The organism is Niveispirillum sp. (assembly GCF_052437035.1).
Taxonomy (GTDB): domain Bacteria; phylum Pseudomonadota; class Alphaproteobacteria; order Azospirillales; family Azospirillaceae; genus Niveispirillum.
On record NZ_JBQVOH010000003.1, the window covers coordinates 290,825 to 305,535 of the forward strand.

The following is a 14,711-nucleotide window of genomic DNA, read 5'->3' on the forward strand; positions in this document are numbered from 1 at the left end:
TTCGGGTATGAGCAATGATGGCCCTGATTTCGGCCTGCGGGCGCTGCGTGCCTTTCATGCCATCGTGAAGACGGGATCGGTAACGGCGGCGGCGACCGACATGGGCCTGACCCAGCCCGCCGTCAGCCGTCTATTGGCGCAGTTCGAACAGACCATCGGCTTCGACCTATTCTACCGTGACAAGGGGCGGCTGGTGCCGACGCCGGACGGGCTTTTGCTATTTGATGAGGTGGATCTGGCGCTGGGTAATGTCGAACGGGTGCGCGCCCTGGTGCGTGACATCGCGGATTTCCGTGTGGGTCAACTGCGTCTGGTCGCCCCGCCCAGCTTTGCTGAAGGTGTGCTGCCCGACATTATCGACCGGTTCCTGACCCGCTTTCCCAAGGTTCACCTGACCATCGATAGCCGCAGTGTGGAAACGGCCAAGACCCTGATCGCCACCCGCGCTGTCGATGGCGGCTTCCTGAAACTGCCCCTGGACCGGCCCGACCTGACTTCGGTTCCGGTGATCAGCAGCGGTACCGTCTGTGTGCTGCCCGCCGACCATCCGCTGGCGGCGCGCGCCTGGCTGGACCCCAAAACCCTGAAGGGCGTGCCGCTGGTCCTGCTGGGTCTGGGCCGGCTGTCGCGCGCCCATATCGATGCGGCCTTCGCGCGGGCCGGTGTGCGGCCAGAGGTGCGGGTGGAAACACATACGATCGGTTCCGCCTGCGCCCTGGCCGCACGCGGTATCGGCATTTCCATCGTTAATGAGATGCTGGCCCGGTCCTATCTGGGGGACCGGCTGGTGGTGCGGCCTTTCCGCCCCGACCTGCGCCACGACTATGCCTTCGTGACTTCGTCCCTGGTGACGCCGTCCCGTCTGGCGCAGGAGTTTTTGCTGGAGGTGCAGCGATCCCTGGTCTGATAAAGATCGCCTCATGCAAAAGCCCGCTCCGGATCGGAGCGGGCTTGTCTTTACCTGCGAATGTAAGCGCCGACTGGGGTCAGAACTTGTACCCCGCCGTCAGCGTCCAGGTGCGCGGCTCCGCCACTGCGATGGCGGCGTTGCTGGGCGCGGTGGTGAAGTAGCTCTCGTTGGTCAGGTTCTTGGCCGCCAGCGTCAGGCTCCAGCTGTCATTGTCCGACACCAGGGCAATGGCGCCATTGACCAGACCCACCGTCTCCGTCTGGATCAGGTTGGCGACGGTGGAATAGTAATCGTCCTGATACTGATAATTGGCCGACAGCCGCACCCGCGCCTGATCCTGCCAGAAGGCAGGGGTCTCGTAGGTGAAGCCGGCCTGAACGCTCCACGGCGACACCAGCGGCAGATGCTTGGCCCCGGCGGTTGCGCTGTCGGACAGCGGGTTCTTGGACTTGTACTTGTCGTCCATCAGACCCAGATTGGCAAACAGGTCCAGCCCTTCCGCAGCCTTCAGGGTCAGTTCCAGTTCCACGCCATCGACGCGGGCATTGCCGATATTCTTGATGGCATAGGAACCGGCGGCGACCTGTTCGGTCTGCTGCAGATCGGACAGGTCGTTGCGATAGACGGACAGGTTGGCGCGCATGCGCCCATCCAGCCCCGTCACCTTCAACCCGCCCTCATAGGCCCAGACGGTCTGCGGATCATAGACGGTGCCGAACACCACCGGGTTGGCGACGGCCAGCCCGTTGAAGCCGCCGGCCTTGAACCCGCGCGAGACGGTGGCATAGGCAAAGACATCGCCGGTGATCTTGTAATCGGCGCCGACCTTGGGCGACCAGGAGCTGAATTTCGGCTCCCGCTTCACGGGCACCAGGGCGATGGCCGGGCCGGGCGCGAAGGGCAGGTAGTTCTGGATGGTGCCATCCAGCTTCTTCTTGTCCTCGGTATAGCGAAGGCCGCCAGTCACGGACAGGCGGTCATCCACCTGATAGGTGCCCTGGACAAAGGCGGCGTAGCTGTCAGTGGTGGTGTCGATGGTCTGCGGCAGGACGGGCATGGTGAAGAACTGACCCAGCACCAGCTGGTCCTTCAGCACCTGATGGCTTTCCTCCCGGAAGTAATATAGGCCGGTGATCCAGTTCAGCTTGCTGTCCAGCCCATCGCCCTGGAACTGGATTTCCTGGCTGTACTGATCGGTGCTGCCGCGCCCGTCACGGACCAGACCGTTGGGGCGATAGGTGCCGTCAGGATTGCGGATGCCGCCCGACAGGTCGAAGACGAACCCGTCCTGTGTACCGACAAAGGCGGAGATGGACCGCACCGTCACATCGCCCCATTCGGCACTGATATCCAGCGATACTGCCGTTTGGTCGGTGTAACCGTCCGGATCGGTGGTCGACAGGCTGACAAAGCGCGACCCGGCGCGCGGGGTGGCGTCGGTGGTGGAAACGGCGTTGGCGGCCAGCGTCGGATAGGTGCCGGCGAAGGTGACGGGGATCAGGTTGGCCGGGCCGTCATTGCGGTCCTTGGTGTGGGTGACCGACAAGGTCGCCTTCAGCCCTTCGCGACCATAGAAATGCAGTTTGCCGCGCAGGGCCAGGTTCTCCTGCCCGAAAACATCCTTGTTCAGGGCCTGATTATGTACATAACCATCCTGGTCGCGGTACAGGACCGACAGGGACGCGCCCAGCGCATCCTCGATCACGTCGCCGCCCCAGGAGGCGGAACCATAGACCATGTCCTGCGACCCGATGCCGCCCTGCACCTCCGCCCATTCATCCTCGCCCGGCGTGCGGGTGACGATCTTGATGGCGCCTGAGAAGGAATTGCGGCCATAGAGCGTGCCCTGCGGCCCGCGCAGAACCTCGACCCGCTGAATATCGGCCAGTTCCATGTTCGACCCGGCCAGACGCCCGCGATAGACATCATCGACATAGAAGGCGACGGCGGATTCGGAGGTGACAAGGCCGCCCGACTGTTCGGTACCGCCGCGCAGGCCGACCTGCAGGGTGGAGCGGCTGGCCGTGACGGGCATCATGATCAGGCTGGGCACGATTGCGGCCAGATCCTCGGCACTGCTGACATTCTGTTCGGCCAGGGCGTCGGCGGTCAGGGCGGTGACCGCGACGGGCGTGGTCTGGAGCGAGGTTTCGCGGCGCTGGGCCGTGACGATGATCTCATCCAGAACCAGAGTGTCGCTCTGCGCCAGGGCCGGCAGTGCGGTTGCGGCGATGGTGGTGGCCAGAAGCAGGGAACGGCCGGAATTGCGGGTGCGGAACATCAGGTGTCTATCCTTGGTCGAAGGGTCACAATACCGGCAGGTCACAGAACCATGCACACGGTTTTGATTTCCAAGTAATTTTCAATGGCGCCGGCCCCGCTTTCGCGGCCCCAGCCGGATTGTTTGAAGCCGCCGATGGGCAGCGCTACATCCCAGAAGGAATGGCAGTTCACCCAGACCGTGCCAGCGCGGATGTCCGACGACAGTCGGTGCGCCGCCGACAGGTCCTGGGTCCAGACGCTGGCCGCCAGCCCGAATTCGGTGTCGTTGGCGGCGGCGACAACTTCCGCCACGTCATCGAACGGGGCGGCGACCACCACGGGGCCGAACACTTCCTCGCACACGATGGCGGATTTGGGATCGGCATTAATGATCACGGTCGGTTCGATGAAGGTGCCTGCCGGCCCCTTCTGCCCGCCGCCGGTCACCAGGGTGGCACCATCGGCCACGGCCTGATCGATATAGGCTTTCACGCGGTCTGCCTGCCGCTTGCTGACCAGCGGGCCCATCTGGGTATCGGGCGACAAGCCATGGCCCAGGCGGATGCTGCGGGCGATCTCCGCCACACCGGACACCAACTTTTCGAAGATCGACCGGTGGGCATAAAGGCGCGAACCGGCCACGCAGACCTGTCCGCCATTGAAGAAGATGGCGTTGGCGGCCCCGGCGATGGCGGCGTCCAGATCGGCATCCGGCATGATCACGACCGGCGATTTGCCACCCAGCTCCAGCGTCACCTTCTTCAGATTGCCCCTCGCCCCGTCCAGGATGGCGCGGCCCGTCTGGGTGGAGCCGGTAAAGGCTACCTTGTCGATGTCCTTGTGTGCCGCAAGCGCCGCCCCGACGACGGAGCCCAGACCGGTCACGACATTGACCACACCTGCCGGCACGCCCGCTTCGACCAGCAGTTCTGCCAGACGCAGGGCCGTCAGCGAGGTTTCCTCCGCCGGTTTCAGCACCACCGTACAGCCGGCGGCCAGCGCCGGGGCCAGCTTCATGGCATGCATGATCAGCGGCGAATTCCAAGGCGTGATGGCGGCCACCACGCCCACCGGTTCCTTGGTGGTATAGGCCGCGATGCGCTTGCCCGCCGGCTGATAGTTGATGCTGGATGGGATCGTATCGCCCGTCACCTTGGTGCACAGCCCGGCGAAAAAGCGGAACTGTTCGGCGGCCATCGGGATTTCAGCCCAGCGCCCGACATACAGCGCCTTGCCCTGGTCCAGCGTTTCCAGTTCCGACAGTTCATCAATATGGGCGTCGATCAGGTCGGCGATGCGCCACAGCAGCCGGGCGCGCAGGGCCGGCGTCATCGACCGCCACTCGCCATCATCGAACGCCTTGCGCGCCGCCGCGACGGCGCGGTCCACATCCCCGGCATCGGCGGCGGCAATCTCCGCCAGAACCTCACCGGTGGCTGGATTGATAGTGGGGAGCGTGCGCCCCGCCGCCGGGTCCACCCATTGCCCACCGATCAGCAACTGATGGCGCGGCTTCTTCAGCCATTCGCGGACAGTTTCCTGTGCCGGCGCGATGTTTTCGATCTGCATATCCCGTAACTCCCAGGTTCCGTCACAGCTACCATGGCCGGTGCTGTCGTTCTGGAAGGTAATTGTGGGTAAGGAAACGCAGTGTGGCAGGTTCAATCTCTCCTTTATCCGCTGTGTGGCGATAAATGTAATTGTGATCTTTTCTGTCCAAAGCCTGCGACAAATTTGACCATCAATTGTCCATTATTCGTCTGACCACGTGGCGGATAACCGGTGCGGTCATTCTGACGACGGTTTCTTTCCATGGCAGGCTTGAGGAAACTTCAACAACCGAATGATTGGCGTTGCCGTTATTCCTGCAAGAGGGAAGTTCATGTCGAAAAACCGGGTACTGATGCCGTTCGTGGCTGCCAGCCTTTGCTTGGGCAGCCTTTCCTGTTCCGCTGTCGCTTTGGCGGCGGGGGAGGGCTGGCGCAATCCGTCACTGTCGCCGGATGAACGGGCCCGGTTGCTGGATGCGGAACTGACGCTTGATGAACGGATCGGTCTGCTGCACGGGCCGATGGCCCTGACCTTCCCTGGCGGTCCGCCCATTCCGGCGGGGTCGGTCGGTGGGGCCGGCTTTATCCCCGGTGTGCCACGCCTGGGCATTCCGGCGCTGACGGAAACTGACGCCAGCCTGGGCATCAGCAATCCCGGTGAGGTGCGGCCCGGCGATACCGCCACGGCCCTTCCGGCCAGTCTGGCCCTGGCCGCCAGCTTCAATCCCCGGCTTGCTTATGAAGGCGGTGCCATGATCGCCAGGGAAGCGGCGGCGCGGGGGTTCAACGTGCTGCTGGCCGGTGGCGTCAATCTGGCCCGCGACCCGCGAAATGGCCGCAATTTTGAGTATCTGGGGGAGGACCCATGGCTGGCCGGCATTCTGGCCGGTGAAAGCATCAAGGCCATCCAAGACCAGAACATCATCTCCACCGTCAAGCATTTCAGCCTGAACGGGCAGGAGACGGGCCGCTTCTACGCCAATTCCATCATCAAGGAGGCCGCCCACCGCGAAAGCGACCTGCTGGCCTTCCAGATCGCCATAGAGCGGGGCCAGCCCGGCTCCGTCATGTGCGCCTACAACCTTGTGAATGGCGACTATTCCTGCGGCAACGATCACCTGCTGAACGGCGTGCTGAAGGGGGATTGGGGCTATAAGGGCTGGGTCATGTCGGACTGGGGGGCGGTCCACGCCACCGACTATGCCATCAAGGGTCTGGATCAGCAGTCGGGCGAGCAACTGGACAAGCAGATCTGGTTCGGCGAACCGCTGAAACAGGCGGCCCTGGCCGGCACGGTACCGGAGGCGCGCCTGTCCGACATGTCGCGCCGCATCCTGCGTTCCATGTTCGCTGCCGGCCTGTTTGACGGCAAGCCGGTGAAGCCTCAGATCGACGCCGCTGCCCATGCGGCGGTGGCCAAGAAAGTGGCCGATGAAGGCATCGTGCTGTTGGCCAACAAGGGTATCCTGCCGCTCAAGGGTGGGGCCGGTAAGAAAATCGTGGTGATCGGCGGGCAGGCGGATGCCGGCGTGCTGTCGGGTGCGGGTTCATCACAGGTGACGGGCATCGGCGGCAATGCCCGCGTGGTGCCGATCGGTGGCGACGGCCCCATGGCCATGTGGGGGCGGCAGGTTTTCCACGCCTCCTCCCCGCTGAAGGCCCTGCGCGCCGCCCTGCCGGAAGCCACAATTACCTTCGCAGACGGGCGTTACCCGGCGGAGGCGGCGGCCGCCGCCAAGGCCGCCGATATCGCCATCGTGTTCGCCAACCAATGGATGGCAGAGGCGCTGGACGCCTATGACCTGTCGCTGCCGCAGGGCCAGGATGAGATGATCCAGGCGGTGGCATCCGCCAATCCCAACAGCATCGTGGTGCTACAGACCGGTGGCCCGGTCCTGATGCCCTGGCTGGACAAGGTTGGGGCCGTGGTCGCCGCCTGGTACAGCGGGCAGAAGGGCGGGGAATCCATCGCCGATGTGTTGACCGGTCGGGTCAACCCGTCGGGCCGCCTGCCGCTGACCTTCCCGGCCAGCCTGGACCAGTATCCGCGCCGCGATCTGCCCGGCTGGGGACTGCCCAAGAAGCAGCAGTTCGACGTGGTCTATGATGAAGGGGCCGATGTCGGCTATCGTCGCTTCGCCGCCTTGGGCATGAAGCCTTTGTTCCCCTTCGGCCACGGCCTGTCCTATACGAGTTTCGCCTATGACAAGCTGTCGGTGAAGGGTGGCGACACGCTGACCGTCAGTTTCCGTGTCACCAATACCGGTGCCGTGGCCGGCAAGGATGCGCCGCAGGTCTATCTGACCGGAGCCGGGGGCGTGAAGCTGCAACGTCTGATCGGCTTCGACAAGGTCGATCTGACGCCGGGGGAGACGCGCGTGGTAACGCTGAAGGCTGATCCGCGCCTGCTGGCGAACTTTGACGAGGCGGCCCGGCAATGGCGGGTCGCGGGCGGCACCTATGAGGTGACGGTGGGGCCATCGGCGTCGACGGTCGCCCTGACCGGCACCGCCAAGGTCACAAAACGCGTGATGAAGCCGTAAACATTGGAGGGGCCGGCGATATTCCGCCGGCCCTTTTCATTTCAGCACTTCGCCAACTGCGCAATCGCCTCCTCAATACCGATGACATCGGCATATTTGGCGTTCAGATCGAACAGGTTGGCCTCATGCACGCGGGCATCGCGGTCGCCCACGGCGTCGCGCACCACCAGCGGCACGAACCCATGCTGACAGGCATCAAGGGCCGAGGCGCGGACACAGCCGGAGGTGGAGAGGCCTGAAATCAACAACGTGTCGATGCCGCTGGACGCCAGGGTGGAGGCCAGAGAGGTGCCGAAGAAGGCACTGGCATATTGCTTGGTGATCACCGGTTCCCCCGCCGCCGGCTGCAGCCCATCGGCAAACGATGCCCAGTGCGGATGCAGGCCGCGTTCGAAACAGGACAGGGCCTTTACCTTGCGGAAGAATACCCCGCCATCCACGCCGCCTGGCGTATAGGCGACATTGGTGTGGAAGACCGGAATGCCGGCGGCGCGTGCGGCAGTCAGCAGCGTGACCGCCCCCGCCAGCGCCTTTTCCACCCCGGCATAAAGCGGGCAGGCGGGGTCCAGATAGGCATTCACGAAATCGATGATCAGCAGGGCCGGGCGCTTGCCCCAGCCAAGGCGGTTGCCGAACCCGGCCTGGGCATAATCGGCATTCAGATCGGTGGCCATGATCGGCGATCCCCTGTGCAAAAGAAAACGGCCTTCCCCGATACGCGACGGGGAAGGCCGTGACTTGTCTGTTCGCTGCGTCTGACCGTCAGTTGAACAGAAGCGGTGCGATCTGTTCCAGATAGGCGCGCCAGTTGGTCCAGGTGTGGCCGCCGCCGCTTTCGACATAGGTATATTTGATACCGTAATCGCCCAGGATCTGGCGGAAGGGCGGTGCCATCTGGATGACGAAATCCTCCTTGCCGACGGCATAGAAGACCAGACCGCCAGCCTTGGCGCGGGCCTTCAGGGCGGCGTCATTGACCTTGCGGTAATTCGCCGTCTGTTCCGCCGACAACATGCCGATGGAGAAGACGCCGATGGAGCCGAACACGTCCGCGCGCGGCAGGCCGAACTGGATCGTGTGCGCCCCGCCCATCGACAGGCCGACCATGGCGCGGGTCTTGGCCGCCGCCTGGGTTCGGAAATGCTTGTCGATGAAGGGGATCAGGTCCTTGTGCAGGTCGCTGCCGAAATCGGTATTCTCCATGCCCTGCACGCCGTCACGCGTCGGCGTGTGGCCATAGGGCATGACGATGATCATCGGCTTGGCCTTACCCGCCGCGATCAGGTTGTCCAGGATGTAATTGGCGTTGCCCTTCATGGTCCAGGCATCGTCGCTGTCGCTATAGCCATGGACCAGATACAGCACCGGATAACGGTCCTTACCCCCCGCCTCATACCCCGGCGGGGTATAGACATGGGCGCGGCGCGTGATGCCCAGGGTGGAAGACGGATACTCCACGACTGACACGACGCCGTGCGGCACCTCGGCCTTGTAGAACTGATTGGACTTGCCGTCACCCGGCAGCTGCACAATCGATTGCACGCCACCCAAAGCTTCGGCAAAGCGGGTGCCGCGCGGATCGGCGATGCGCATGCCATCGACCTTGAAGACATAGGTATAGACGCCGGCATCGACGGAGCCAGTCGTGGTAACCGACCAGTAGCCATCGGCATCCTTGGTCATGGGCAGGCCCGGCGGCTTGCCATCCATACCCATGGGGACGCTGTTCATTTCCTGCGGCAGGGCGACGACTTCCTTGGCGTCTTTGGCGCACAGGCGGAAGGTGACGCGACCGTCGGGCAGATGTTCGACCGACTGATATTCCAGCGGCGGCTGGAAGAAGGTCCGGGCCTCACAGGCGGGCTGGGCCGCTTGGGCTGGCAGGGTTGCCAGGACAAGCGGCAGGGCGGCAACGGCGGACAGTAAAAGCTGGCGCATGATCGCTCCTCGAAGGGCGTGGCGTGGGCCTGAAACACATTACCCCTAGGGACAAGGTTGTCCCCAGGGGCGTGACTTTATGCTCAGAACTTGTACTTCGCCTGGACGCCCAGGGTGCGGCCTTCACGCAGACCGACATTCAGCGTCGAGTAGGTGAAGGACGGGGCCGGCGTGAACAGGATGTTATTGTTCACCGTGGTGTAACGGCGGCTGTCGAACACATTATTGGCGAACACATCGACCGACACAGCACCAACAGTGACACCGGCCCGGGCATTAAAGATATGGGTTTCGGCCGTCTTCACGACGTTGGCCACATCTGACCAGACGCCGGACTTGTAGTTATAGTCGACGCGCGCGAACCAGTTTGCATCTTCCCACTGGTCAAACTCGCCATTGAACATCACACCGCCGGAGGCGGAGTACTTGGACGTCGACGGCAGTTCATTGCCGGAGAAATCGCTGCTGCCAACCAGGAACGTAACCAGCGGGGCGTTGTAATCCTTGATCTTGCTGTCGTTCAGCGCGCCTGCTGCCGTCAGCGTGATCATGTTGGTAACACGGAACGACCCGTCGAACTCCAGACCCTTCATGTCGGAATTGCCGCTATTGATGGTGCCGAACACGCTGCCGAAACCACCGGTGGGCGTCACGAAGGTCTGGATGACCTGGTTCAGCTGATCCCGCCACTGCGAGTAATAGGCGGCAAAGGCATAGCGCAGACGGTTATCGACGGCGGTGCCCTTCAGGCCGATCTCGTAGGTCGTGACCTTTTCCGGGCTGACGAACAGGTCGATGCCCAGCGTCTTGGCAATGGTCGCGGCCTGACCGGTATAGGTGGTCACACCGGAATTTAGCGATGCCGGGTTCACGCCCTTGGCCACGGAGGCATAGGTCATGACCTGATCGGTCCACTGATACTGGGCGATCACGCGGGGCAGGAAGTTCTTGTAGGTCTGTTCCGCCAGCTTCGACCCAGCCTTGTAGGTGCCAACCGGTACGAAGGTGGGGTCGGTGACCACGGCATCGGCCAGCGGCGAGATATAGGCGAACAGTTTGTCGATCTGATAACGGCCTTCGACGCTGGCGGTCAGCTTGTCGGTGATGTCGTAGGTGACGCCGAAGAAGCCGCCATAGGTCTTGGATTCCGTCTTGCCGGACGGCGTGACCTGCTTGTTCAGGATCATGTTATCCAGGGTGTCGACGGTCCGCTTGCCGTTCGCACCCAGATACGACACGCCGGCGACGAAGCGCAGCGCCTCGCCATCATCGTAGCTGGTGCGCAGTTCCTGAGAGATGTCCTTGGAGACGTTTTCCACCAGATAGGCCGAACTGAAATAGGAGCGCAGGCCGTTGGTGGCCGTATAGGCCGGGTTGGCGATGCCGGAGCTGTCGTAATTGCCGATATCCGACAGCGAGCCCCATTCCTCGTGATTGATGCCGGTCAGCGAGCTGATGGTGAAGTTCGTATCGGGGATTTCATAATCCACCACCAGATGGGCGTGGCGGTAGTCACGCACCAGACCATAGCTGTCAACGCTGTCATTCGGGTCGATCAGACGGTTGGTGGTTACGGCCAGCGCGTTGCGCACGAAGCTGTCGACATTGTAGTTGCCGGCGGGCGTGGTGGCGGGCAGGGACGGAACGGTGCCGCACATGAACGGATTGAACCCGCCCAGGGTGCAGTTCGCCTGTGCCGGCACGACGACGCGGCCCGTGCTGTCCGTGATGGCGCGCGCGCTGATCAGACCCAGGGCGGCGGGGCCGTCCTTGTCATGGGACAGGATGCCGAACGCCTTGATCGTCAGGTTCTCGGTCGGCGTCGCCACCAGCAGCAGGTTGGCATTGCGCGACGACTGGTCACCCAGGGTCATGGACGGGTTGGCGTAGTTCTTGTACGTGCCGTCCTTGGCGTTGTAGTCGCCGGCAACGCGGAAGGACAGCTTGTCCTCCACCAGCGGGCCTTCCAGCTCGGCCTGAACACGGCGGGTGTTGCGGGTGCCGATCATGGTGGTCAGGCTGCCGGCATAATCGTTGCCCGGCTCCTTGTTGACGACGTTCAGGGCACCGGCAAAGGTGTTACGCCCGAAATAGGCCGACTGCGGCCCGCGCAGCAGCTCGATGCGTTCCGGGCTGGATACGCTCATCACCGCGGTGGGAGAGGAAACCGGAACGCCGTCGATGAAGGTGGCAACCGGCGTGCTGTCGGTCGTGGCTGGCGTGAAGCCGCGCAGGATCAACTGCTGGAACGACCGGTCGCCGCGGCCGCTGCTGTTATTGTTGATGTTGAAGCCGGGCGTCTGTTCGGACAGGTTCTGAACGGACGTGATGCCCCGCTGCTCCACCTCTTCCGCCGTGACGGCGGTGACGGAAACAGGCGTCTTCAGGATGTTTTCGGACCGCTTGCGGGCGGTCACGATGATTTCCTCCAGCTGGATCGTCTCACCGTTGCTGGTCTTGGCTGTCTCCTGCGCATGCGCGCCGGATACCAGCACGGATGCCCCGATGGCCATGGTGATGGCCAGGCGTGATGCGCCGGACGGGGGCTTAAACTTCACTTCCTTCATTCTTGTCTCCCAGTCGAAACATGGTCCCAGAAAGCATGCCGGGCACTTGTCGGCCCGCCTTGCACGCAAAGCTCCGCCCCTCCGTGAAGAACCGGGGTTCCACGGGTTTTTTTCAGGGATGGATCGGAACTTTGAGCGTTGGTCGTTCGGCGGATGATGTGTTTGGCCTGGAAACCGCTCAAGCCTGACACCACGCCTGTCCACCACGCGGTCGCGATGGGGCTCAGGCGAGACACGCGGCGACGGCCAGCACTTTTGCCGCGTCTCGGCCCATCACCTGTACCGACAAGGGCAACCCGTCGGGTGCCATGCCAAAGGGCATGGCGACGGCGGGGCAGCCGATGAAATCGGCCAGTGCAGTGAAATCCGCCTGATTGGCCGGTACTGGGGTGTCAAAGGGAAACGCGGTCTGCGGTGCCGTGGGCAGCAGCACCACATCCACCTCTTCCAGCCAGGCGCTGCCGCCAGTGCGGATTGCATCCAGCCCCTGATAGGCAGCGGCCAGCTTCGTTGCCGGCTGCCGCCCGCCCCAGCGTAAAAGTCCCAGGAATTCCGGTGAGAAACCATCCTCACCCTGGGCCAGCCGGTCGGCATGGGCGTTCAGCCCTTCCACCTCCGACACCAGCAGGCCCAGGCGGCGGGCCTGGCCGGGCTGGTAACCCGGCATGTCCGACATTACCCGTTTCAGGCCGTTCAAAAGCAGCAGGGTCGCCGCTTCCTCCCATGCCTTCCAGATGAAGTCCGGTGCATCGACACGTGCGTGCCAGTCCGGAATGGCAAGGCGCAGGCCCGCAATATCCACGGGCAGGAGCGCCCGCCGGTCCCCGGCATGGGCAGCCAGCAGGGTGCAGTCGGCCAGCGACCGCGCATGTACCCCGACATGGTCCAACGTGGTGGAAAGCGGGATGACGCCATCCAGGCTGATGGCATGCCGCGCCGGCTTGTACCCCACGATCCCACAATAGGCGCTGGGAATGCGCACCGACCCCATCGTGTCGGACCCCAGCGCCGCCGCCGCCAGCCCGCCGGCCACGGATGCCGCCGATCCGCCGCTGGACCCACCCGCCGTATACCCGTCGCGCAACGGGTTCTGCGTGCGCCCGAACCAGACATTGTCGGTCGTGGCGCCCAGGGCCCCTTCATGCATGTTGACGGTTCCCAGGATGACAGCACCCGCCGCGCGCAGTCGCGCCACGCAGTCGGCATCCTGTTGTGCCACCCGGTCGCGGTATGCGCCGATACCGGCGTGCCAGAAGGCACCCTCCACGGCGATGTTCGCCTTCACGGCCACCGGTGCCCCGTCAATCGCCGACAGGGGCTGGCCTTCCTGCCAGCGCCGGGCCGATGCCGCCGCCGCCGCCAGGGCACTGTCGGCCAGCACCTGATTATAGGCGCGGATATGCCCGTCCAGGGCCGCGATCCGGTCCAGATAGCAGCGGGTGACCGACAGGGCGTCGGCGTCGCCCCGCCGGTACAGGTCGGGCAGGCCGGTAATGCCGGCGGAAAGGATGGCGTCGCTCATTTGTACCGCTCATCAATCAGGCGGATCGGCTTCTGCCGCACGTCGATCTGGGTCAGGCCGGCGGTGGCGCGGTGATCGACCAGTTCGACCCCGACTTCGATCCCGATCTTCTGTTTCAGGACGGCGCGGCTGCGTTCTGCCACGTCCTGACGGTCATTGCCGGCCGCGTTCGTCTCGGCGATGACAATGAACTCATCCCGCCCGGCGGCATCACGCACGGCCTTGCAGATATACTCGCCCGTAATCCCGGCCACGCCGTTCAGCATGGGGCCTATGGCCTGCGGGAAGATGTTGATGCCGCGGATCTTCACCATATTGTCCGACCGGCCCAGGAACCCCTCGATCCGCTTGAAACCGACACCGATGCTGGATGAACCGGTACGCACCTGCGTCACGTCATGGGTGTTGAAGCGGATGATGGGGTGGATATCGTCCTTGTAGATGCAGGTGACGACCATGTCGCCCAGGGCGCCATCGGCCACCGGTGCGCCCGTGTCGATGTCGCAAACCTCCAGGACCTGCGCATCCTCCATGACGTAAAGACCATCACGGTCCGGCCCTTCGCCGGCGATACAGCCCGTATCCCCCACGCCGTACCAGTCAAAGCATTCCGCCCCGCCCCAGGCCGCCGACAGGCCTGCCTTGTCCTCCTTGCCCAGATGGCCGGAGATCATGCGGATATTCAGGTCGCGGACAGGGTCGATCCCGTTCTCCCGCGCCACCTCGGCCAGCTTCTTGATGTAGTCGGAGAAGCCGACAATCACGGTCGCCCCGAACTCCTTCATCAACTGCACCTGCTGCGCCGACCGTGTTTCCACGCCCGTGCCTGCCGACATGAAAATGGAGGAGGTCCAGTGCAGCACGCTTTCGCGCACATAATGGCCACCATTGATCATGCCATGGCCATAGACGGAATGGACCACATCGTCGGGTCGCATGCCCTGGAACCGGTAGAGCCGGCCCAGCAGCAGATTCTGCGCCTCACGCCCCCTGGCCCCGAACAGCAGGACCTGCGGCTTGCCGGTGGTGCCGCTGGTCGTGTGGAACACGACGGGCGGACGCTCCCCGGCGGGGTAGCTGGAGAAACCGGAGAAGTCACCGAAGGGCGGGGCGACTTCCAGGCTGGCCATGATGTCCGACTTGTCGAACATGGGCAGACGCGGCAGATCGGCGATGGAACGGATGTCGCCCTTCTCGATCCCGGCCTTGCCCCACAGGCGCTGATAGAAGGGGGTGGCCCAGGCACGGGCGACGCAGCGCATGAACAGGCGGTTCTGATGCGCGGTCAGTGCGTCCCGGCTGGTCTGCGTGGCAAACCGCACGAAATCGTCACCGATCGGATGGTCCTTCTGCAGGGCATCCCAGTCCACGGCGTTGAAATAGGTTTTGTGCCCGTCCATGGCAAAATTGCTCCCTTGA

9 protein-coding genes are annotated in these 14,711 nt (G+C 63.7%); 2 read left to right on the forward strand and 7 right to left on the reverse strand.

Annotated features, from left to right (window positions below; all coding sequences use genetic code 11):
- Positions 1 to 7 precede the first annotated feature (7 nt).
- Positions 8 to 907 carry a LysR family transcriptional regulator gene (locus tag ACT6Q8_RS10525; RefSeq protein ID WP_054166417.1) on the forward strand — a complete coding sequence of 300 codons (900 nt, stop codon included), beginning with the start codon at positions 8 to 10 and terminating at the stop codon, positions 905 to 907.
- 79 nt (positions 908 to 986) lie between these two features.
- On the opposite strand, the gene ACT6Q8_RS10530 is transcribed toward ACT6Q8_RS10525, so the two are convergent.
- Together ACT6Q8_RS10530 and ACT6Q8_RS10535 are read right to left on the reverse strand one after the other, a co-directional pair.
- The gene (locus ACT6Q8_RS10530; protein ID WP_444732266.1) at positions 987 to 3,191 is read right to left on the reverse strand and encodes a TonB-dependent receptor; all 2,205 of its coding nucleotides are present in this window, start codon (positions 3,189 to 3,191) and stop codon (positions 987 to 989) included.
- 41 nt (positions 3,192 to 3,232) lie between these two features.
- Positions 3,233 to 4,741 (reverse strand): aldehyde dehydrogenase family protein, encoded by a 1,509-nt coding sequence (locus ACT6Q8_RS10535; protein ID WP_444732265.1) that lies wholly within the window; start codon positions 4,739 to 4,741, stop codon positions 3,233 to 3,235.
- Between the two features lie 313 nt (positions 4,742 to 5,054).
- Here ACT6Q8_RS10535 and ACT6Q8_RS10540 point away from each other — a divergent pair, with 313 nt between their 5' ends.
- Positions 5,055 to 7,265, forward strand: coding sequence for a beta-glucosidase (locus tag ACT6Q8_RS10540; protein WP_444732264.1), 2,211 nt, complete (start codon positions 5,055 to 5,057; stop codon positions 7,263 to 7,265).
- Positions 7,266 to 7,306: 41 nt separating this feature from the next.
- Here ACT6Q8_RS10540 and ACT6Q8_RS10545 read toward each other — a convergent pair whose 3' ends face one another.
- The 5 genes from ACT6Q8_RS10545 to ACT6Q8_RS10565 all read right to left on the reverse strand — a co-directional run bounded on the left by ACT6Q8_RS10545 (position 7,307) and on the right by ACT6Q8_RS10565 (position 14,692).
- On the reverse strand, positions 7,307 to 7,939 hold the full coding sequence (locus tag ACT6Q8_RS10545) for an isochorismatase family protein (protein ID WP_444732263.1): 633 nt from the start codon (positions 7,937 to 7,939) through the stop codon (positions 7,307 to 7,309).
- 88 nt (positions 7,940 to 8,027) lie between these two features.
- On the reverse strand, positions 8,028 to 9,203 hold the full coding sequence (locus ACT6Q8_RS10550) for an alpha/beta hydrolase-fold protein (protein WP_444732262.1): 1,176 nt from the start codon (positions 9,201 to 9,203) through the stop codon (positions 8,028 to 8,030).
- An 83-nt stretch (positions 9,204 to 9,286) separates the two neighbouring features.
- On the reverse strand, positions 9,287 to 11,770 hold the full coding sequence (locus tag ACT6Q8_RS10555; RefSeq protein WP_444732261.1) for a TonB-dependent receptor: 2,484 nt from the start codon (positions 11,768 to 11,770) through the stop codon (positions 9,287 to 9,289).
- Between the two features lie 223 nt (positions 11,771 to 11,993).
- A complete protein-coding gene (locus tag ACT6Q8_RS10560; RefSeq protein WP_444732260.1) occupies positions 11,994 to 13,292 on the reverse strand; it encodes an amidase in 1,299 nt (432 codons plus the stop codon).
- Positions 13,289 to 14,692, reverse strand: coding sequence for a phenylacetate--CoA ligase family protein (locus tag ACT6Q8_RS10565; protein ID WP_054166424.1), 1,404 nt, complete (start codon positions 14,690 to 14,692; stop codon positions 13,289 to 13,291). Before ACT6Q8_RS10565 ends, ACT6Q8_RS10560 begins: the two co-directional genes overlap by 4 nt.
- Positions 14,693 to 14,711: the final 19 nt, after the last annotated feature.